Source organism: Marinobacter oulmenensis, assembly GCF_014201735.1.
GTDB classification, from domain to species: domain Bacteria; phylum Pseudomonadota; class Gammaproteobacteria; order Pseudomonadales; family Oleiphilaceae; genus Marinobacter; species Marinobacter oulmenensis.
In genome coordinates this window covers 21,980-42,729 of the sequence record NZ_JACHFE010000005.1, presented here as the reverse complement: position 1 = coordinate 42,729, position 20,750 = coordinate 21,980, and the positions used below count along the sequence as shown (strand labels likewise).

Sequence of the window (20,750 nt, the reverse complement as noted above, 5' to 3'; positions counted from 1 at the left end):
AAGGCCTGAATACACGAATTGAGGTAAGTCACGGATCATGTCCGAATCAGCATCTCTTCCTGTTGTCCGTAACTTTGTTCACGGTCGTTTCCTGGCCAACACGACGGGAGAAACCTTCCCGGTGGTGAATCCGGCCACCGGCCAGACCATCTATGAAGTGGAGGTGGCCGACGAGGCCATCCAGCAGGCCGCCATTGAAAGCGCCCGCGCCGGTTTTGCCCAGTGGTCTGCCATGCCGATGGTCGAACGCAGCCGGATCCTGCTGCGCGCTGTGGCCCTGCTGCGTGAGCGCAATGACGAACTGGCCGAAGTGGAAGTGAAGGACACCGGCAAACCCTGGCAGGAAGCCCAGGCCGTGGATGTCACCACCGGTGCGGATGCCATTGAATTTTTTGCCGGCATAGCGCCTTCCATTGAAGGCAACCAGCAGGACCTGGGGGGCGATTTCTACTACACCCGCCGCGAGCCGCTGGGCATCTGTGCCGGTATCGGCGCCTGGAACTACCCCATCCAGATTGCCTGCTGGAAGTCGGCGCCGGCGCTTGCCACCGGCAACGCCATGATTTTCAAGCCGTCCGAAGAGACACCGATGGGCGCCGTGAAGCTGGCGGAAATCTTCACCGAAGCCGGCGTGCCGGCGGGTGTGTTCAATGTGGTGCAGGGCGCTGCCGGGGTGGGTCAGTGGCTGACCCATAGCCCCGATATCGCCAAGGTGTCGTTCACCGGCGAAGTGGGCACCGGCCGCAAGGTGATGGAAGCCTCCGCCTCCACCCTCAAAGACGTGACCATGGAACTGGGGGGCAAGTCGCCACTGATCATTTTCGACGACGCGGATCTGGAGAACGCCATTTCCGCCGCCATGGTTGGTAATTTCTACACCCAGGGTGAGATCTGCACCAACGGTACCCGGGTGTTCGTGCATGAGGATCTCTACCCGGCGTTCATGGAGCGCCTGCTGGAGCGCACCCGCAAGAACATCCTGCCGGGCGACCCCATGAACCCGGACACCAACTTCGGCGCGCTGATCTCCAAAAAACACCAGGATCTGGTGCTGGACTACATCGCCAAGGGGCTGGCTGAAGGGGCCACCCTCAGCCACGGCGGTCGGGCCATCGAGCCGGAAGATGCAAAAGGTGGCTACTTCGTGGAGCCAACCATTTTCACCGACTGCACCGACGACATGACCATTGTGCGCGAGGAGATTTTCGGCCCGGTGATGTCCGTCCTCACCTTTGCCGACGAGGACGAGGTGATTGCCCGGGCCAACGGCACCGATACCGGTCTGGCTGCCGGCGTGTTCACCAACGACATCCGCCGTGCGCACCGGGTGATTCACCAGATCCAGGCGGGCATCTGCTGGCTCAACAGTTATGGCGAGTCGCCGGCGGAAATGCCGGTGGGCGGTTACAAACTGTCCGGCGTCGGCCGGGAAAACGGCCGCGTCACCCTGGATCACTACACCCAGATCAAGTCCGTCTATGTCGGTATGAAAGACATAGATGCACCTTTCTGATTCCCGTGGGCCACAGAGGAGCAAGTGTATGAAAGAAGCACAATACGACTACATCATTGTGGGCGCGGGATCGGCCGGTTGTGTGCTGGCCAACCGGCTCACCGAGGACAGCAATAACCGGGTACTTCTGCTGGAGACCGGCGGCAGTGACAAGAGCATCTTCATCCAGATGCCGACGGCCCTGTCCATTCCCATGAACACCAAAAAGTACGCCTGGCAGTTCCATACCGAGCCGGAGCCCTACTTGGACAACCGGGTCATGCACTGCCCACGGGGCAAGGTACTGGGCGGCTCGTCGTCCATTAACGGCATGGTGTATGTGCGTGGCCACGCCCGGGATTTTGACGAATGGGAATCCGGGGGCGCCACTGGCTGGGATTACGCCCATGTCCTGCCGTATTTCAAAAAGGCGGAAACCTGGGCCTTCGGTGGCGACGACTACCGCGGGGATTCCGGCCCGCTGGGTGTGAATAACGGCAACAACATGCAGAACCCGCTGTATAGCGCCTTTATCCGGGCCGGGGCCGATGCCGGGTATTTCGAAACCGAAGACTACAACGGTGCCCGCCAGGAAGGCTTCGGGCCCATGCACATGACGGTGAAGAACGGCCGTCGCTGGTCCACTGCCAATGCCTACCTGCGCCCGGCCATGGCACGGGACAACCTGACCGTGGTGACCCATGCCCAGGTGCACCGGGTATTGCTGGAGGGCAAGACCGCCACCGGAGTGCGCTACGAGCAGGGCGGCAAGGTGCACGAAGCCAAAGCCGCTTCAGAAGTAATCCTGTCTGCCGGCTCCATCGGGTCGCCCCATCTGCTGCAACTGTCCGGTATCGGCAACCCCGAGGTCCTGGAGCAGGCCGGAATCGACGTTGCGCATGAACTGCCCGGCGTGGGCGAGAACCTGCAGGATCACCTGGAATTCTATTTCCAGTTCCGCTGTAACCAGCCGGTCTCCCTCAACCGCAAGCTGGACTGGTGGAACAAGCTCAAGATCGGCGTGCGCTGGATACTGCGCAAGGACGGCCTGGGCGCCACCAACCATTTCGAGTCCTGCGCCTTCATCCGCTCCAAGGCTGGCGTGGAGTGGCCGGACCTGCAGTACCATTTCCTGCCCGCCGCCATGCGTTATGACGGCAAGGAAGCGTTTTCCGGCGATGGTTTCCAGCTCCACATCGGTCACAACAAGCCGAAAAGCCGCGGTTTTGTGCACGTGCAGTCGGCCGATCCGAAGCAGTCACCGCGTATCCGCTTCAACTATCTGCAGCACGAGGATGATCGCGAAGGCTTCCGGGACTGTGTGCGCCTGACCCGTGAAATCATCAACCAGCCGGCCATGGATGAGTTTCGCGGTGCCGAAATCCAGCCCGGTGAACAGATTACCAGCGATGAAGACATCGATGCCTTCGTCCGCCAGGCGGTGGAAAGCGCCTATCACCCGTCCTGTACCTGCAAGATGGGCACCGACGAGCTCGCGGTGGTGGACCCGGACACCCGGGTACGCGGCATCGACAATCTGCGGGTCGTGGATTCTTCCATCTTCCCGACCATCCCCAACGGCAACCTGAACGCGCCCACCATCATGGTGGCCGAGCGGGTCGCCGATCTCATCCGGGGCAAGGAGCCCCTCAAGCCCTCGGCAGCACCCGTCGACATGGACGCCGAATGGCAGGTGCATCAACGCCCGGGCCAAGCAAAACGGGCGCACCCCTAGCGACCGCAATCCCCGCCCCGGGCACGTCCGTGCCCGGGTAGCAAGCCCTCAGGATTTCCCTATCAGCGCGACGGCCCCGTGCCGTTTCCGGGCGCCCGATAGGCAAGTCCTGGGTTTGTGTCCGATTCGAAATCAATTGAGTAGAGGAGGAACACCCATGCTGTGCATTACTACGTCTGAAAACAACCGGAGGACCCTGTCATGACACTGTGGTTATCCGCCGGTCTGATCTTCACCTTCGCCGCCATTGCCCTGATTCTGTACAAATGGTGGGACATGCAGTGTATCGGTGTCACACCGGTACGCACTTTGACCTTTATCGCCATACTGTTCACCTCCGGGCTGGACGTCGGGCTGATCATGTTCCCCCTGACGGAGTTCGGGGGCTATGGCGACGTTTCCAGCAACCCGGAATACGGTTTCGCTAACCCGCTGGCGATCGAGTTCGGTTTCTGGGCCTTCCTGATCTGGGGGTTCTACTTCCTGACCAGCTTCTATTTCGCCATTATTGAACCGAGGGTGCAGTTCTTCGAGATTCCCCTGGTAAAACTGGTGAACAACGTGGTGATCATCGGCACCTGTGCCTTCACCGCCTACCTGTTGCTGGTTAACCTGCCCTGGTACCTGCCCCAGTTGGGTGATGGGGAGTCGGTCGTGCCGGCGTTTTACGTGATCGTGTTCCTGTCGATTGCACTGGCGGTCTACTCCAGCTCCAAGATCAAGTATGTGCGCATCCTCAGTGTGGGCTCGAGCATCCTGTTCATCACCCTGATCCTGGGTATGTGGTTCCGGGCGTTCGTGCTGGGCAAAGGCTCCCCCATGGATTTCCTGGGGACCGCCGGCATGCTGGGCGATTACTTCGCCAACATCCACCAGTTCGTGCTGCCCATCAATGACTATCACGAGTTTTACCTGTTCTGGTGGTTTGCCTGGAGCATCATGATTGGCCAGTTCACCGCCCGCTTTGTGTCCGGTATCAAGACCTGGCAACTGCTGCTGGCCATGCTGGTGGTGCCGTCCATCGCCATTGGTGTCTGGTTCAGTGTGCTCTATTACTACCATGCCGAAGGTCTGCAGATTGCTGCCTTCACCAATATCGCGATGATTTCCGTCGGGGTACTGATGGTGGTGAACTCTCTGGATTCGCTGATTCGCCTGTACACCGACAACCTCAACCTGACCGCCGAGCGGCTGGGGAGGGTGAATTACGTCATCTTCAACCTGGTGGCGATGGTCGGGCTGACCATGCTGTTCCAGCTGGACTTCCTGCGTATCCAGTGGGTCGGCGCTCTGGTGATTGCCCTGTACTTCACGTGCTTCGCCTACATTCTGATGAAGAAGCGCAATGAGGTGTTTGCCATCAATTCGTCACCTCGGGAAAACATACTGGATTTCCACAGGATTGATCTTGTGAGCTGAGGCCCCATGTAGGGTTTCAGTGGCCGAGTCGTTAGCAAAGCGGCCCCGGCTTGGCAGGTGATAGAGGACTTCTATCAATAGATTGGAAATTATCAATTTTTGCTGAGCCGGATTAGCCGCTATTGTTACGGGTACATTTTCATTGGCACTTCAATCCGACAAACAGGAGTTGACTCAAGTGGGTATTATTAACAGCGAAATCCAACCGTTTAACGCAACTGCATTCAAGCAGGGCGAGTTTGTTGAAATCTCCGATGCGGATGTGAAAGGCAAGTGGGCCGTATTCTTCTTCTATCCGGCTGACTTCACTTTCGTATGCCCGACCGAGCTTGGCGATGTTGCAGACAAATACGAAGAGCTGCAGAAGCTGGGTGTGGAAGTGTTCTCCGTGTCCACCGACACGCACTTCACTCACAAAGCCTGGCACGATTCCTCCGAAACCATCGGCAAGATCAACTACTACATGGTAGGCGACCAGACCGGCACCATCACCAACAACTTCGGTGTGATGCGTGAAGGTCAGGGCCTGGCCGACCGTGCCACCTTCCTGATCGATCCGGACGGTGTTATCCAGGCCATGGAAATCACTGCCGAAGGTATCGGCCGTGACGCCGACGACCTGCTGCGCAAGGTCAAGGCTGCCCAGTACGTTCGCAACCACCCCGGCGAAGTTTGCCCGGCCAAGTGGAAAGAAGGCGAAGAGACCCTGGCTCCGTCACTGGACCTGGTCGGCAAGATCTAAGTTTTACCCTCAAGGTGAAACTCGAGAGAAAGGCCCGCACTGCGGGCCTTTTTCGTATCTATCAATCGCAGAAGAAGAGTGAGATAGGGGGTGTCTATCAATTGGTTTGCTTCAATCAATTTGAGCTTTTGATAGCCAGTCCTTATCTTATTCCTATCTTCAGATAGCAAGCATTGCTGAATTCATACAGAGCTGGAATACGCAAAGGGGATAGCAAACATGTTGGATGCCAATATCAAGGAACAGCTGAAAGCCTACATGGAAAAGCTGCAGCAGCCGATCGAGCTGGTGGCAGCGTATGACGACAGCGACAAGTCCCGTGAGCTGAAAGAACTGCTGGAAGAAATCGAGCCGATGTCCAGCAAGATTGGCCTGCGCACCGAGAGCGACCAGCGCGTTCGCCGTCCGTCTTTTGCGATCCAGCGTGTGGGTACGGACATCAGCGTACGCTTCGCCGGCATCCCGATGGGCCACGAGTTCACATCGCTGGTTCTGGCCCTGCTGCAGGTGGGTGGTCACCCGTCCAAGGCATCCCAGGAAGTGATCGAGCAGATCCAGGATCTGGATGACGAAGCGGAGTTCGAAACCTTCTTCTCCCTGTCCTGCCAGAACTGCCCGGATGTGGTTCAGGCCCTGAACCTGATCAGTATCCTGAACCCCAAAATCAAGCACACCTCCATTGATGGTGCGCTGTTCCAGGACGAAGTCGAACGCCGTGAGGTCATGGCCGTGCCCAGTGTGTTCATGAACGGCGAGCCCTGGGGCCAGGGCCGGATGACGCTGGAAGAGATCGTGGCCAAGCTGGATACCAATTCCGCCGCCAAGGAAGCCAAGAAGATCAACGAGCGTGATCCGTTCGACGTGCTGGTCGTCGGCGGTGGCCCGGCGGGGGCTTCGGCCGCCATCTATGCAGCACGCAAGGGCATCGCTACCGGTATTGCCGCCGAGCGCTTTGGTGGCCAGGTGGCGGACACCATGGGTATCGAGAACCTGATTTCCGTGCCGTATACCGAAGGCCCGAAACTGGTCTCCGCCATGGAACAGCATGTGAATGAGTACGACGTGGACATCATGAACATGCAGCGCGCGGAGAAACTGATTCCCGCCAAAGAGAAGGGCGGCCTGCACGAAGTACGCCTTGAGAATGGCGCCACTCTGCAGTCGAAAACGCTGGTGCTGTCCACCGGTGCCCGCTGGCGCCAGATGGGCGTGCCGGGCGAGGAAGAATACCGCAACAAGGGTGTGGCCTACTGCCCGCACTGTGACGGCCCGCTGTTCAAGGGCAAACGCGTCGCGGTTATCGGCGGTGGCAACTCTGGTGTGGAAGCCGCCATCGACCTGGCCGGTATTGTCGGTCACGTCACCCTGATCGAGTTTGGTGAGGAGATGCGGGCAGACGAAGTACTGCAGAAGAAGCTGCGCAGTCTGGATAACGTGAAGATCATCACCTCTGGCCAGACTACCGAGATTGTCGGTGACAACGGCAAGGTCAGTGGCCTGAACTACACCGACCGCAACACCGGCGAGAGCCACCACGTCGAGCTGGAAGGTGTGTTCGTGCAGATCGGCCTGGTGCCCAATACCGAATGGCTCAAAGGGGATATCGAGCTGAGCCAGCACGGTGAAATCATCGTCAATGACCGTAACGAAACGTCCATTCCGGGCGTATTCGCCGCCGGCGATGCCACCACCGTGCCGTACAAGCAGATTGTCATTTCCATGGGTGAAGGTTCCAAGGCCGCCCTGAGCGCCTTCGACTTCATCATCCGGAACTCGGTTGAGTAACCCGGTTCACACAGGCCTGAGGACTTCGGGCTGACCCCTGAACCGGCACCCGCGGGGGGTGGGTGCCGGTTCCTTTTTATCCGCGCCCCTCATGCCTTGCCTTCAAACCCCTGCATCACGTTCACCGCATTGACGCCAATGGCGTCCACGTCATAGCCGCCTTCCATGGTGAACAGGGTGGGCAGTCCCAGCTGTTCCAGCCGACGGCCCAGGGCCAGGTAATCCGGAGACGTGAGTTTGAAGAAGGAAATCGGGTCTTCCTCAAAGGTGTCTACTCCCAGTGCCACCACCAGTGCCTCGGGGGCAAAGCCAGCGATGCGTTCGCAGGCGGTTTCCAGGCCTTCACGCCAGACGCTGAACGGCGTTCCCGGCGGGTAGATAATGTTCAGGTTGTAGCCTTCGCCGTCACCCTCGCCGGTTTCATCCTCGAAACCCAGAAAGTGCGGGAACACCAGGTCCGGATCACCGTGCAGACTGATGGTGAGCACATCGTTACGCCCGTAGAAAATGGACTGGGTGCCATTGCCGTGGTGAAAATCCACATCAAGAACCGCCACCCGTTCATAGCCCTGGTCCCGGAAGGCCTGGGCGGCAATGGCCGCGTTGTTGAAAAAGCAGTAGCCGCCGAACAGATCGGCGTGGGCGTGATGCCCGGGTGGCCGGCACAGGGCAAACGCGGCGCGTTCGCCGCCTGCCACCAGTTTCTGGCCGGTGAGGGCAACATTGACCGACGCCCGGGCGGCCTCCCAGGTACCGTCCGAGATCGAGGTGTCGGCGCCCATGCTGTAGTAGCCCAGGCGGCCGTCAATGTCCCTGGGTTCACGGTGGCGCATGCCGCGCCCGGCCCAGAATACCGGAATCGCCTCGCCCTGCTTGCCATCGGCCAGCCATTCCTGCCAGCAGTTCTCCAGAAAGGCCACGTAGCTGTCGGTATGGACGCGCCGGATCGGCTCCAGCCCGAATTCCTCCGGTTCCAGAATCTCTCCCAGCGCCTGATCCTTCACCCTTGCCAGGATGGTTTCCGCCCGTGAGGGTTTTTCATGGGGCTCAATCAGCAGCCCTCCATCCAGCTCGGTTTTGACGTGACGGCGGCTGTGCAGGGGCGAGAAAACGGTTTTCATGGTTCAGGCGTTCCGAAGGGGTGATGGGGTAAAGGGAAACTGTCGCACAGGGGGCGGCATGGCTCAAGAATGCCTATTGTGGCAGGCTGGGTGCCCGACACGCGAGAGGTTCACCCCGTATGACTGTGGCTGAGATGCTGGGCCAGTTCTTTGGCCTGGTGGCGCTGGCGTTCTGTATTGCCGGGTTCGCCAACAAAAACGACGACCGGCTGATGGTCCTGCTGATTTCGGCCAACGTCGCCTTCGCCCTGATGTTTGCCTGTTTCCAGAGCTGGACTGCCGCCGCACTGACCCTGCTGGTCATCCTGCGCATTGTGCTGGCCCGTCGGTACCAGGGGCACTGGCCGTTGATGCTGCTGTTGCTGTCAGTGAACCTGGTGGTGGCCTGGGCCACCTGGAAATCGGCCACCGATATTTTCCCACTGCTTGCAGCGGTGTTCGGAACCGTGGGCATGTTCCTGCTCCGGGGCGTTCCGCTGCGCATTGTGCTTGGCCTCGCGGCCTTCTGCTGGATGCTCAATAATCTGGTCATCGGGTCGGTGGGCGGTACCCTGGCCGAAGCCATGGTGCTGGTGACCAACTTCATCACCATCGTGCGCCTGCGCCGTATGCAGCAGAAGTACTTCCGGGACTCCCAGGCGCCTAACCCGGATAGGTCCTGAGCAGTTCATTACCGGTGTGCCGGATGGATTCCAGGGCCTGCACGTTTTTCCAGTCCTCCCGGTAAACCATGCCGAAGCTGAAGGAAATGCCGGGCGAAAAAGGCCGCATGACCACGTCTGATCGTCCCACCAGCTGGTCGGTGGCGGTAATCGGATTCATCACGCTGATGCCGACACCACTGGCCACCATGGCGGTGATGGCACCGATGTTGGACTCGGTCTTGCCGGCAATGGCAATGGAATGACTGGCCGCCAGATGCAGCAATGGGTCTGCGCCCACATTGGGCTGGTTACTGATCACCAGGTGCTGGTCGCGCAGGTCGGCAATGTCGATCTCCGCCTGACCGGCCAGGGGGTGTTCAACTGGTAAAAGGCACTGGGCCCGTGTGCTCAGCCATTCCTCGATTCGCAACAGACGGGAGCTGACCGGCAGGGTGACAAACCCGATATCGGCATGCCCGGATTCCACCTCCCGAAGCACATCATGGCTCGACATCATGTCGAAACTGATGCTGAACCCCCGATTTTCTTCCAGCAAAGTGCCGATCAGGCGGGGCACAAAACCGAAGGCCAGGCCGGGAATCGCCGCGATTCGCAGCCGCGAAGTCCCGAATTCCTTGAGTGCCAGAACGCTGTGCCGGAGCTCCTCGATGTTGCCCATCAGGCGCAGGATTTCCTCGTAGAGTTCGTGCGCTTCCGGCGTCGCAATAAGCCGGTTTTTTTCCCTTAGAAACAGCTGGATACCCAGGTTTTCCTCAAGCTGGGCCAGGGACCGGCTAACCCCCGATTGGGTGATGCCCAGGGTGCGTGCCGCCTGGGATGCACTGCCGGCTTCAATCAGTGTTTTGAAGATGGCCAGGGACTTCAGGGAATGCAGGTTGATATCAGGCATGAGTGAAAGTCATCGAATTCGGTGAAAAAATCATATCTTGAAATACTTTTACCTATGTTTCTAGACTGAATTTTAAACAGTACAACGATAGCGGATCACAACATGTCATCTTCTCCACTTTTCTACCAGGCTGGTCCGGCCATGCCTGAGGTTTCCCATGCCCGTGGTGTCTTTCTCTGGGACACCGAGGGACGGGATTATCTGGACGGCTGTTCAGGCGCCATCTCCTGCAATCTGGGCCATCACCATGAGGGCATTCGGGATGCCATGCTGGCCCAGTTGGACAAGGTCGCGTTTACCTACCGCACCCAGTTCGAGAATGGCCCGGCGATGGCGCTGGCCCAATCACTGGTGGACATGACCAATCAGGATCTGGAGAAGGTGTTCTTCGTGTCCAGCGGCTCCGAGGCCGTGGAATCGGCCATCAAGCTGGCGCGTCAGTATTTCTTTGCCCGGGGCGAGAGCCAGCGCCGCCACTTTGTATCCCTGCGCCCGTCCTACCACGGCAGCACCCTGGGTGCGCTGGGTGTCACCGGGTACCAGCCGCTGGAAGTACCGTTTGCCGATATCACCCAGGGCTCCATCAAGGTGCCGGGCCCGGATTTCTTCCGCCGGGCCGAAGCAAGTGATGACGCGCACGTGCGTGAACTGCTGCGTCAGACCCGTGAACAGATCGAGGCCGCCGGTGGCGACAGCATCATCGCCATCGTGCTGGAACCGGTCGGCGGGGCCAGCACCGGCGCGCGTATGGTCAACAAGGCCTACCTGGAGGGTGTGCGCGAGCTGTGTGATGAGTTCGGTTGCCTGCTGATCTTTGATGAGGTGCTGTCCGGCGTTGGCCGTACCGGCGCCTGGTTTGCCTACCAGCACTGGGGCGTTGTCCCGGACCTTCTGACTACCGCCAAGGGCCTCGGTGCCGGCTATTACCCGGTGGGCGCTCTGCTGTGCCGGGCCGACATCGTCGATACGGTGATGGCCAATGGCGGCTTCCAGCATGGCCACACCTACGCGGGCAATCCGCTGGCCTGCGCCACGGGCCTGGCGGCGGTGGAGGCCATTCGCAAAGAGAATCTGCTGGATAACGTGGCCATCCGCGGTCAGCAACTGCGGGAAGGGCTAGACGCCCTGAAGGCCCGGTTCGGCTTTGTGGGCGATGTCCGTGGTATCGGCATGCTCTGGGGTGTGGAACTGGTGCAGGACCTGTCCAGCAAGGCGCCGTTCCCGGCCGAGGCCAACCTGTTCGCCCGGGTTACGGCCCTGGCCAAAGAGGAAGGGCTGCTGATCTATCCCCGACGGAGCCTGGATGGCCTGGCCGGCGACCATTTCCTGGTATGTCCGCCCCTGACCATTTCCGAGCAGGAAGTCTCTCTGCTTCTGGAGCGTCTGTCTGTGGCCCTTCAGCGCCTTGAGTCTGAAGTCATTGAGCCATTGATGGCCTCTCCTGCCGAAACCAACGCATAGGCTGATCTTCATGACCTCCCTGAACAAGAAACACACATCGATTGAAGAGGCCATTGCCCGCATCCCGGATGGCGCATCCATCATGGTGGGCGGCTTTGGCTCTCCCGGTACGCCTTTTGCGCTGCTGGATGAATTGCTGGCCCAGGGCCAGAAGGGCCTCACCCTGATCAAGAATGACGCCAACGAGGCAGACATCGGCATTGGCCGGCTGATCAAGGCTGGCCGGGTTGACCGGCTGATTGCCTCGCACATCGGACTGAACCGGGTGGCGATCGAGGAAATGAACGCCGGCCGGCTGGCCGTGGAAATGTATCCCCAGGGGCTGCTGGCGGAAAAGATCCGTTGTGCCGGGGTGGGCCATCCCGGCTTTCTGACCGACATCGGTCTGGATACCGAAATCGCCAGTCACCGCCGGGAAATCGAACTCGACGGCCGGACCTGTGCCATCGAGCCGGCCATCCATGCCGATTTCGCGCTGGTGCACGCGGATGTTGCCGACACCTACGGCAACCTGACCTACCGAGGCACCGCCATCAACTTCAATCCACTGATGGCGATGGCGGCAGACACGGTGATTGCCCAGGCCTTCCGTCTGGATGCGCCGGGCAGCCTCAAACCGGAATACATCCACACGCCGAGCGCCTTCGTGAACCACGTTGTGCAGGTTGATCCGGCCACCAGTGAACAGGGGATCCGTGAACATGCCGTCTGATCAGGAACGCATTCTTGCCCGCGCTGCCCGGGAAATCCTGCCCGGGCAGATCATCAACCTGGGTATTGGCCTGCCCCAGCGTCTGTTTCATTACATGCCGGAAGACCAGCAGGTGCTGGTGCATTCCGAAAACGGCATTCTCGGCTGCCAACCGCTGCCGGATGACGCCACGCCGGACTACGAAATGATCGACTCCGGCGGTGCCTATATCGGCGCAAGCCCCGGTGCGAGTGTGTTCGACAGTGCCCTGTCGTTTGCCATGATCCGCCGCAGCCGGGTGGACGTCACCTTCATGGGCGCCTTCGAAGTCGACCAGCAGGGTAACCTGGCCAACTGGAAGATTCCGGGCAAATTCTCCCCGGGCATCGGTGGCGCCATGGAACTGGCACAGAAAGTGGACAAGCTGGTGGTGCTCTGTTCCCACAACGACAAGCGTGGCAACCCGAAGATTCTCCAGCAATGCCGGTTGCCCCTGACGGCGCCGAACTGTGTCTCCCTGATCATCACCGAGAAGGCCGCCATGGAGGTAACGGACCAGGGGCTGAAGGTGATTGATATCGCCGAAGGCCTGGCGGTGGACGAACTGCGGGCCGCAACCGAGGCAGATCTGATGATCGATGAAAGCCAGGTGGGGCGGTTCTGATGCTGACCGGTCAGGAAAAGCGCATTGTGGAATGCTGCGACGAGCTGATGGACGAGACCCTGGAGCTGACCCGGGAACTGGTGCGTGGCTACAGTGTTCTGGGCGCCGAGCAGGGCGCCCTGTCGACCATGGAAAGCTGGCTGCAGCGACTGGATCTGCCGGTGGAGCGGGTGGCCCTGGATGCTCCCGGGTTTGAAGACCACCCGCACCGTGCCCCCACCGAGTGGTCTGCCGAAGGCCGATATAACGTTGTTTCCCGCCTGAATCCCGCTTCCTCCAAACCGCACCTGATCTTCAACGGCCACCTGGATGTGGTTCCGGCCGAACCGACAGACATGTGGACCCGTCCGCCTTGGGAGCCCTGGCAGCAGGACGGCTGGCTCTACGGCCGGGGAGCCGGCGATATGAAGGCCGGCATTGCCGCCATGGTGATGGCGGTGGCCGCTGTTCGCCGGGCGGGCATCGACATCGATTTCCCGCTTACCCTGCAGACCGTGATTGAGGAAGAGTGCACCGGCAATGGTGCGCTTGCCTGCCTGCATCAGGGCTACACCGGCGATTTTGTGCTGATTCCCGAGCCGTTTGGTGCGCAGATCTACAGCGGCCAGGTGGGCGTGCTCTGGTTCCGCATGCGTATTGATGGCGTGCCGGCCCATGTGCTGGATACCAGCGCCGGCCAGAATGCCATCGAGGCGGTGCAGGCCTACATGCCGGCGTTGAAGGCGCTGGAAGAAGAGATCAACCAGATGCCACGGCCGGCGGAGTACGAAGACCGTGATCACCCGTTCAACCTGAGTATCGGGCGGATCGAAGGGGGCAACTGGGCCTCCAGTGTGCCGGCCCACGCTGTGCTTGAGGGCCGCGTCGGCTTCCCGCCCGGCGTCTCGCCGGACACCATCATGACCCGGGTACGGGATGTAATCGCCGGGCAGCACCGGGCTTTGGCGGACGGCTCGCCGGAACCCCGCGTGGCATTCCACGGTTTCCGGTCCGAGGGCCACCTGGTGGATCTGGAAGCGCCGGGCATCCGTCTGCTGTCCCGCTGCCACGAAGACCTGGTGGGTGAACCACCGGCGCATTATCTCTCCACCTGTACCACGGACCTGCGCGCCTTTCATGTGTCCGGGGGCATCAATGGCACCTGTTACGGCCCGGTGGCCGAGCGCATTCACGGTGTCGACGAGTGCGTGAACATCGAATCCATCCGGCAGGTGCTGACCACCTACGCCCTGTTCCTGAGTCGCTGGTCCGATAACCCTGAATCTGCAAGGAGTGTGCTATGACCACTGCCTATCTGGTCGACTACGCCCGTACGGCTTTCACCCGTGCCCATCCCCGCAAACCCGAGGTGGACGCCTGGTCCGGTGATCGTGGCGACGTTCTGCTATCACAGGTTATCGACGGCCTGCTGGACCGCGCCCGTGTGCCCGGCACCGAGATCGAGGATCTGAGTGTGGGCTGTGCGCTGCCGGTCAAGGAACAGTGGAGCTTTGGTGGCCGCTATCCCCAATGGCTGTCGTCCGTCGGCATCCAGTGCCCGACCCGGCAGATTGATCAACAGTGTGGGTCCGGCCTGGCGGCTCTGCGCACCACGGCGCGGGAAATCGAGGCCGGCGCGATCGACATGGGTCTGGCCGGTGGCTACGAGAACATGTCCCGGGTGCCCATGGGCCCGACGCTGTTCCAGGAAGGCGTGCTGACGGTGCCTGAGGCGTTGCAGGGCCGTGAGGATCTGGACCTGACCGTGGCCATGAACATGGGCCTGACCGCCGAGCGGCTGGCCCGGGAAAACGGCCTCAGTCGCGAGGACATGGATGCCTTTGCCGTGCAATCCCACCAGAAAGCGGCGCGGGCGGAGCAGGAAGGCTGGTTTGCCGGTGAGCGTTTGGCCCTGCGTAACGCCGAGGGTCAGCCGGTGGAGACGGACGCCAATATCCGCCCGGACACCACTGCCGACAAACTGGCTGAACTCAAGCCGGCGTTTTCCGAGGACGGAGATGTCACCGCGGGCAACAGCTCACCCCTGACCACCGGCGCTGGTGCCGCCCTGCTGATGTCGGAAGCTGCGATGAAGCGTCATGGTCTGGCACCGATGGCCCGTGTGGTTGCGGTTGCCGATTGCGGCGTGCCCCCGGAGACCATGGGAGCCGGTGCCGCTGTGGCGGCGGAGCGCGCGCTGCGGATCGCCGGGCTGACGGCTTCGGACGTGGATGCCTGGGAAATCAACGAGGCATTCAGTGCGGTGCCGCTCTACGCCATTCGCTCACTGGGGATCGACCCGGACCGGGTCAACCTGTTCGGTGGTGCCCTGGCGCTGGGGCATCCCCTGGGCGCCACCGGCATTCGCCTGGCCGGCACGCTGGCGCGCGCCTTGCAGCACCGCGGCGGACGCTACGGCTGCGCCACGGCCTGTGTGGGCGGCGGCCAGGGCATTGCCATGATTATCGAGCGCTGCTGACACCCATCCCGTTGCCACGGGGTGATTCGATGAACAAAAAGACTTGCTGCTACAACGACCTACAGGACACGAACAATGACGTCGTTTTTTGAAAATCTCATATCGACCTTTCCGGCTTTCATGGAAGCCGCCTGGATGACCCTGCGCCTGACCGGTGTGTCACTGGTATTGGCCCTGGTCATCGGCCTTGTCTTTGCACTGATGAAGGTCACCGGCGTGCGCTGGCTGAGCTACATCTACAGCGGCTACGTGGGCATTATCCGGGGTACGCCGCTGATCGTTCAGATCATGTGGCTGTATTTCGGGATTACCCACATTGTCGTGCTGTCGGCATTCTGGGCCGGCACCATCGCGCTCGCCATCCACAGCGGTGCCTACATCGCCGAGATCTTCCGTGGCTGTATCCAGTCTGTCGACAAGGGCCAGATGGAGGCGGCCGAGTCCCTGGGCATGAAACCGGCCCTGGCCATGCGCCGGGTGATCCTGCCCCAGGCGCTGAAACGGGCCATCCCGCCGCTGGGTAACCAGTTCATCATCGGGCTGAAGGATTCCTCCCTGGTGGCCTTCATCGGTATCACCGAGATTTTCAGTCTGTCCATGGACAACGCTGCCGTGACCTTCAAGCAGCTCGAGTTCTACACCATTGCCGGCCTGTATTACCTGGCCATGGTAGCGATTGTGACCTTCATTCTGAGCCGTGTTGAAAACCGGATGGATACTGCCAAATGATCAAAGTCGAACAACTCCACAAGTACTTCGGTGACCTTCACGTACTCAAGGGTGTGGACCTGGATGTCGCCCCCCAGGAGGTCGTCGTCATGATCGGTGCCAGTGGCTCCGGCAAGAGCACGCTGCTGCGCTGCCTGAATTTCCTCGAGATGAAGGATGACGGCCGCATCCTGATTGACGGCGAGGAAGTCGACCCGGCCACCACGCCGCTGAACAAGGTGCGTGAGCACGTGGGCATGGTGTTCCAGCACTTCAATCTGTTCCCGCACATGACCGTGCTGGAGAACGTGATTGAGGCGCCGGTGCACGTCAAAAAGACACCCAAAGCCGAGGCCATCAAACAGGGCCAGGCGCTGCTTGAGAAAGTGGGCCTGGGCGACAAGGGCGATGTCTACCCGGAAAAGCTGTCCGGTGGCCAGAAACAGCGGGTGGCCATTGCCCGGGCGCTGGCCATGGAGCCGTCGGTGATGCTGTTTGATGAGCCCACCTCCGCGCTCGACCCGGAACTGGTCGGGGAGGTGCTGGAAGTCATGAAAGGCCTGGCGGCCGATGGCATGACCATGGTGGTGGTCACCCACGAGATGGGCTTTGCCCGCGAAGTGGCGGACCGGGTGGTGTTCCTGGACAGCGGGCAGATTGCCGAACAGGGCGATCCGGAAACCTTTTTCGAAAAACCGCAGCACCCGAAAGCCCGGCAGTTCCTCAGCCGGGTGCTGTAAGACATGGCACTGGCGATCCAGGCACTCGAACCCCGCTTCATTGAACAGCTGGCGGCCTGGCACCAGGCCGAGTGGTATCACCTGGATGAGTCGGTGAATGAATCGGTCCGCCGGCAACGGCTGGCAGCACACTGTGACACCCGGTCGCTACCGGCCACCTACGTTGCCCTGCTCGACGGGGAACTGGTGGGCAGTATCTGCCTGGTCAGCCATGACGTGCCGGACCGGCCACAGTACTCGCCCTGGCTTTCGCGGGTGTTTGTGGCAGAGCAATACCGGGGCCGGGGGATCGGCAAAGCGCTGATCGACCGCGCCCGGGTTGAGATGCGCCGTCAGGGCCACGGCGCGCTGTATCTGGTCACGGAAGACAAAGGCCCGTATTACGCCCGGATGGGCTGGCAGACAATCGAGAACTACAAACTGAATAACCACTCAGTGGAAATAATGAAGCTACCGCTCTGACGGTCTTCTTAAACGAAAGGAGAGCACCATGAAAAAACTGATCCGCAACCTGGTCGGGGTGACCAGTGCGCTGGTGATCGCCGCCACCATCAACCTGGGGCAGGTGAGCACGGCACAGGCCGCCGATGAGGGCGTTTTCACTTACGCCATGACCGGCCTTTACCCGCCGTTCAGCTTCCGCCAGGCCGGCAGCCTGTCGGGCTTCGACAAGGAAATCGGTGAGGCCCTGGCCGAGGAAATGGGCATGCAGGCCAACCCGGTGGCCAACCCATGGCAGACCCTGATTGCCGCTCTGAAGTCTGACCGTTTCGACGCCATCATCGGCAGTATGGCCATCACCGAAGAGCGCCAGAAACAGGTGAACTTCACCGATCCGTACTACAGTTCCGGCGCCCAGGTGTTCATCAGCACCAACAATGATGAAATCACCGAGGTTGAGGACATCCGGGGCAAGACCATCGGTGTACTGGTTTCCAGCAGCTTTGCCGATGCCGCCCGTGAGTACACCGACGACCTGACCACCTATACCGACGATGTAACCGCCCTGCGCGACCTGACCATCGGTGGCCGTGTCGATGCGGTGATCACCGACCAGCTGATCGGTGAAAACGCCATCCTTAACGCCGGTCTGGAAGTGGAGCCGCTGGGCGATCCTATCTACGTTGATGACATCGGCATCGCCGTCAACAAGGGTGACGAAGCGCTGCTCGAGAAGCTCAACAAGGCTCTGGCCGCCATCAAGGAAAACGGCAAGTACGCCGAGATCAGCAAAAAGTACTTCGGCCGCAACATCGCCGAATAAGCCGGTCGTTGTCTTTCGCGGACGTTACCGGGTCGGGGTTACCCCGACCCGGTAGTCTCTCAGCACAGCGCTTCCAGCGCGCCTTCAATCACGTTCAGACCTTCCTCAAGCACACTCTCTTCGACGGTGATGGGCACCAGAATCCGGATGGTGTTGCCGTAGAATCCACAGGACAGCAGGATCAGGCCATGCTCGCGGGCTTTCGCGCAGACCGCACCGGTCAATTGCGGGTCCGGGTTGCCGTTCGCGTCCAGCAGTTCAAACGCAGCCATGGCGCCCAGATTGCGGCTGTGGCCCACCCGGTCAAACTGTTGCTCCCAGCGTGCGAAGCGCTCGGCCAGGCGTTCACCCAGGGCGGTGCTGCGGGCCAGAATGTCTTCTTCCTCAATGGCTTCGATCACGGCCAGGGCTGCGGCGCAGGCCAGCGGGTTACCGCTGTAGGTGCCGCCCAGTGAGTTGGGCCCGGAGCTGTCCATGACCGAAGCGGTGCCCACCACGGCAGACAGGGGCATGCCGTTGGCCAGGCTCTTGGCGGTGGTAATCAGGTCCGCTTCCACGCCGCTGTGCTCCAGGGCGAAGAGTTTGCCGGTGCGGGCAAAGCCGGACTGGACTTCATCCACGATCAGCAGAATGCCATGCTCATCGCACAAGTCTCTCAGGGCCTGCATGTAGGCCGGGGAGGCCGCGTAGAAACCGCCTTCGCCCTGAACCGCCTCGATCACAATGGCCGCTGTGCGGTGCGGAGCGATGTCGGTCTTGAACAGGGTGTGCAGCGCCTTCAGGGAATCCTCATCGCTGATGCCATGAACCGGGTTCGGGAAAGGCGCGCGGAAGACATCCCCCGGCATGGGGCCGAAGTCGTTCTTGTAGGGCAGCACCTTGCCGGTCATGGCCAGGGTCATCATGGTGCGGCCGTGGAAAGCACCGTCAAAGGTGATGATGCCGGAGCGACCAGTGGCAGACCGGGCAATCTTGACGGCGTTTTCCAGCGCTTCGGCGCCGGTGTTGATCAGCAGGGCCTTGCGCTTGGGCCCGCGTACCGGCGCCAGTTCGCACAGCTTCTGGCACAGCTGCACATAGGGCGCGTAGGAGATGACGGCGGCGCTGGTGTGCATCACCTTGTGCAACTGGTCCTGGACCGCGCTGACGATTTTCGGGTGGCGATGGCCCAGGTTGAGCACACCGATACCCCCGGCGAAATCAATCCACCGACGACCGTCGGCATCCCACAGTTCGGCGTTTTCCGCCCGGTCGGCAAACTGGGTGGTGGGGGTGGCGGCACCGGCAGCCACGTACTCTTCTTTCAGGGCGTTAAGTTCTGCGTTATTCATGCTTGGTTCTCTCGTTATCCGGGGAATTACAGTCCGCCCAGGCAGACGTATTTGAGTTCGGTGAATTCATCCAGGCCGTGGTGTGAGCCTTCCCGGCCCAGGCCGGATTCCTTCACCCCGCCGAATGGCGCCATTTCGGTGGAAATCAGACCCTCGTTGACGCCCACCATGCCGTATTCCAGACCTTCCAGCGTGTGCCAGATTCGGCGGTAATCGGTGGCGTACAGGTAGGCGGCCAGTCCAGACGGTGTATCGTTGGCCATGGCGATGGCCTGCTCCATGGTGTCGAAGCGGAACACCGGCGCCAGCGGGCCGAAGGTTTCCTCTCGCGCCACGATCATCTCCGGTGTCACATTCGCCAGAACGGTGGGTGTGAAGAAGTTCTCGCCCTGGGCGTGTGGCTGGCCACCGGTGATGATGTCGGCGCCCTTGGCGACGGCGTCGTCGATGTGACTTTTCACCTTGTTGATGGCCCCTGCGTTAATCAGCGGGCCGATGGTGACGCCGTCTTCCAGGCCGTTGCCCACCTTCATCTGCTCAACCCGCTCGGCCAGCTTGCGGGTGAAGGCCTCGTAAACCCCGTCCTGGACCAGGAACCGGTTGGTGCAGACGCAAGTCTGCCCGGCGTTGCGGAATTTGGAGGCGATGGCGCCGTCCACCGCAGCATCCAGATCGGCATCGTCGAGCACGATGAAGGGCGCATTGCCCCCCAGTTCCATGGCGGTCTTCTTGACGGTGGAAGCGCACTGGGCCAGCAGGGTTTTACCCACAGCAGTGGAGCCGGTGAACGACAGTTTCCGGACCCGGGGATCGGTGCTCAGCACCTCGCCAATGGCAACCGGAGAGGCGGCAATCACGACATTGATGACACCGGCGGGAATACCTGCATCCCGTGCCAGTCGCGCCAGGGCCAGGGCGGTCAGCGGCGTGGCTTCGGCGGGCTTGATCACCACGGTGCAACCGGCGGCGATGGCCGGGGCGCATTTGCGGGTAATCATCGCCAGCGGAAAGTTCCAGGGCGTGATGGCGGCGACCACACCGACCGGTTCGCGCAGAACCAGGGTGCGCTTGTCGGGCCCGTGCCCGGGCAGGGTTTCCCCGGCCATGCGCTTGGCTTCCTCGCTGAAGAATTCGATGAACGAGGCGCCATAGCCCACCTCGCCCCGGGCCTCGGCCAGCGGTTTGCCCTGTTCCAGAGTCATCAGCCGGGCCAGGTCGTCGGCGTGATCGGTGACCAGCTCAAACCACCGGCGCAGAGCCGCCGCCCGCTGTTTGGCCGGGACCTTTTTCCAGCTTTTGCCGGCTTCCTCGGCGGCGGCAATGGCTGCGCGGGTGTCATCGGCGCTGCATTCGGCAACCCTGGCCAATACCTCGCCAGTGGCGGGGTTGGTCACCTCGAAACGGGATTCGCGTTGGCACCACTGATCGCCGATCAGGACCGGTACCTCGTTGTTCAGTACGCTCGCCAGCAAAGGGGTCTGTGCTGTGGACATGGGCGGGCTCCTCTCAAATTGACTGGAATGCGGGGGACACTAACAGGTAGGCTAGGGCCTGGATATGAACCAATTTTTACTTCAATTGGACC

The 20,750-nt window shown here is 61.0% G+C and carries 19 protein-coding genes; 15 read left to right on the top strand and 4 right to left on the bottom strand.

Annotation, left to right across the window (positions count from 1 at the left end; all coding sequences use genetic code 11):
* Positions 1–37: 37 nt before the first annotated feature.
* From betB to ahpF, 5 genes are all read left to right on the top strand, one after another.
* Positions 38–1,513, top strand: a complete 1,476-nt coding sequence (betB, locus tag HNR38_RS10395) for a betaine-aldehyde dehydrogenase (protein WP_183703509.1) — start codon at positions 38–40, stop codon at positions 1,511–1,513.
* Between the two features lie 28 nt (positions 1,514–1,541).
* Positions 1,542–3,227: a choline dehydrogenase gene (betA, locus tag HNR38_RS10390; RefSeq protein ID WP_183703505.1), complete on the top strand. Its 1,686-nt coding sequence runs from the start codon at positions 1,542–1,544 to the stop codon at positions 3,225–3,227.
* Between the two features lie 201 nt (positions 3,228–3,428).
* Positions 3,429–4,646 (top strand): BCCT family transporter, encoded by a 1,218-nt coding sequence (locus tag HNR38_RS10385; RefSeq protein ID WP_183703488.1) that lies wholly within the window; start codon positions 3,429–3,431, stop codon positions 4,644–4,646.
* A 178-nt stretch (positions 4,647–4,824) separates the two neighbouring features.
* Positions 4,825–5,388 (top strand): alkyl hydroperoxide reductase subunit C, encoded by a 564-nt coding sequence (ahpC, locus tag HNR38_RS10380; protein ID WP_343068284.1) that lies wholly within the window; start codon positions 4,825–4,827, stop codon positions 5,386–5,388.
* Between the two features lie 219 nt (positions 5,389–5,607).
* On the top strand, positions 5,608–7,173 hold the full coding sequence (gene ahpF, locus HNR38_RS10375; protein ID WP_183703485.1) for an alkyl hydroperoxide reductase subunit F: 1,566 nt from the start codon (positions 5,608–5,610) through the stop codon (positions 7,171–7,173).
* Between the two features lie 89 nt (positions 7,174–7,262).
* On the opposite strand, the gene HNR38_RS10370 is transcribed toward ahpF, so the two are convergent.
* Positions 7,263–8,294 (bottom strand): histone deacetylase family protein, encoded by a 1,032-nt coding sequence (locus HNR38_RS10370; RefSeq protein ID WP_183703482.1) that lies wholly within the window; start codon positions 8,292–8,294, stop codon positions 7,263–7,265.
* Positions 8,295–8,413: 119 nt separating this feature from the next.
* Between HNR38_RS10370 and HNR38_RS10365 the strand changes: the two genes are divergently transcribed.
* Positions 8,414–8,956, top strand: a complete 543-nt coding sequence (locus tag HNR38_RS10365; RefSeq protein WP_183703479.1) for a YgjV family protein — start codon at positions 8,414–8,416, stop codon at positions 8,954–8,956.
* On the opposite strand, the gene HNR38_RS10360 is transcribed toward HNR38_RS10365, so the two are convergent.
* The gene (locus tag HNR38_RS10360) at positions 8,937–9,848 is read right to left on the bottom strand and encodes a LysR family transcriptional regulator (protein WP_183703476.1); all 912 of its coding nucleotides are present in this window, start codon (positions 9,846–9,848) and stop codon (positions 8,937–8,939) included. The two genes, HNR38_RS10365 and HNR38_RS10360, sit on opposite strands and share 20 nt — an antisense overlap.
* Before the next feature lie 102 nt (positions 9,849–9,950).
* On the opposite strand from HNR38_RS10360, the gene HNR38_RS10355 reads away from it, so the two are divergent.
* The 9 genes from HNR38_RS10355 (at position 9,951) to HNR38_RS10315 (ending at position 17,834) form a co-directional block, all read left to right on the top strand.
* A complete protein-coding gene (locus HNR38_RS10355; RefSeq protein ID WP_183703472.1) occupies positions 9,951–11,309 on the top strand; it encodes an aminotransferase family protein in 1,359 nt (452 codons plus the stop codon).
* Between the two features lie 10 nt (positions 11,310–11,319).
* Positions 11,320–12,021: a CoA transferase subunit A gene (locus HNR38_RS10350; protein ID WP_183703469.1), complete on the top strand. Its 702-nt coding sequence runs from the start codon at positions 11,320–11,322 to the stop codon at positions 12,019–12,021.
* Positions 12,011–12,664: a 3-oxoacid CoA-transferase subunit B gene (locus HNR38_RS10345; protein ID WP_183703466.1), complete on the top strand. Its 654-nt coding sequence runs from the start codon at positions 12,011–12,013 to the stop codon at positions 12,662–12,664. Before HNR38_RS10350 ends, HNR38_RS10345 begins: the two co-directional genes overlap by 11 nt.
* Positions 12,664–13,947: an ArgE/DapE family deacylase gene (locus tag HNR38_RS10340; protein ID WP_183703463.1), complete on the top strand. Its 1,284-nt coding sequence runs from the start codon at positions 12,664–12,666 to the stop codon at positions 13,945–13,947. The genes HNR38_RS10345 and HNR38_RS10340 overlap by 1 nt, the downstream gene beginning before the upstream one ends.
* Positions 13,944–15,122: an acetyl-CoA C-acyltransferase gene (locus tag HNR38_RS10335; RefSeq protein ID WP_183703460.1), complete on the top strand. Its 1,179-nt coding sequence runs from the start codon at positions 13,944–13,946 to the stop codon at positions 15,120–15,122. Before HNR38_RS10340 ends, HNR38_RS10335 begins: the two co-directional genes overlap by 4 nt.
* Positions 15,123–15,197: 75 nt before the next feature.
* Positions 15,198–15,851 (top strand): amino acid ABC transporter permease, encoded by a 654-nt coding sequence (locus HNR38_RS10330; RefSeq protein WP_183703456.1) that lies wholly within the window; start codon positions 15,198–15,200, stop codon positions 15,849–15,851.
* Complete coding sequence (locus HNR38_RS10325) at positions 15,848–16,570, top strand: amino acid ABC transporter ATP-binding protein (RefSeq protein ID WP_183703453.1); 723 nt, start codon at positions 15,848–15,850, stop codon at positions 16,568–16,570. The genes HNR38_RS10330 and HNR38_RS10325 overlap by 4 nt, the downstream gene beginning before the upstream one ends.
* A 3-nt stretch (positions 16,571–16,573) precedes the next feature.
* The gene (locus HNR38_RS10320) at positions 16,574–17,032 is read left to right on the top strand and encodes a GNAT family N-acetyltransferase (protein WP_183703450.1); all 459 of its coding nucleotides are present in this window, start codon (positions 16,574–16,576) and stop codon (positions 17,030–17,032) included.
* A gap of 28 nt (positions 17,033–17,060) precedes the next feature.
* Positions 17,061–17,834 (top strand): transporter substrate-binding domain-containing protein, encoded by a 774-nt coding sequence (locus HNR38_RS10315; RefSeq protein ID WP_183703447.1) that lies wholly within the window; start codon positions 17,061–17,063, stop codon positions 17,832–17,834.
* Between the two features lie 59 nt (positions 17,835–17,893).
* Here the strand turns inward: HNR38_RS10315 and gabT are convergent, their stop codons facing one another.
* Together gabT and HNR38_RS10305 are read right to left on the bottom strand one after the other, a co-directional pair.
* Positions 17,894–19,165 carry a 4-aminobutyrate--2-oxoglutarate transaminase gene (gene gabT / locus HNR38_RS10310; protein WP_183703444.1) on the bottom strand — a complete coding sequence of 424 codons (1,272 nt, stop codon included), beginning with the start codon at positions 19,163–19,165 and terminating at the stop codon, positions 17,894–17,896.
* 26 nt (positions 19,166–19,191) lie between these two features.
* Entirely contained in the window at positions 19,192–20,658 is a 1,467-nt protein-coding gene (locus tag HNR38_RS10305) for an NAD-dependent succinate-semialdehyde dehydrogenase (RefSeq protein ID WP_183703441.1), read from the bottom strand.
* Between the last annotated feature and the right edge of the window lie 92 nt (positions 20,659–20,750).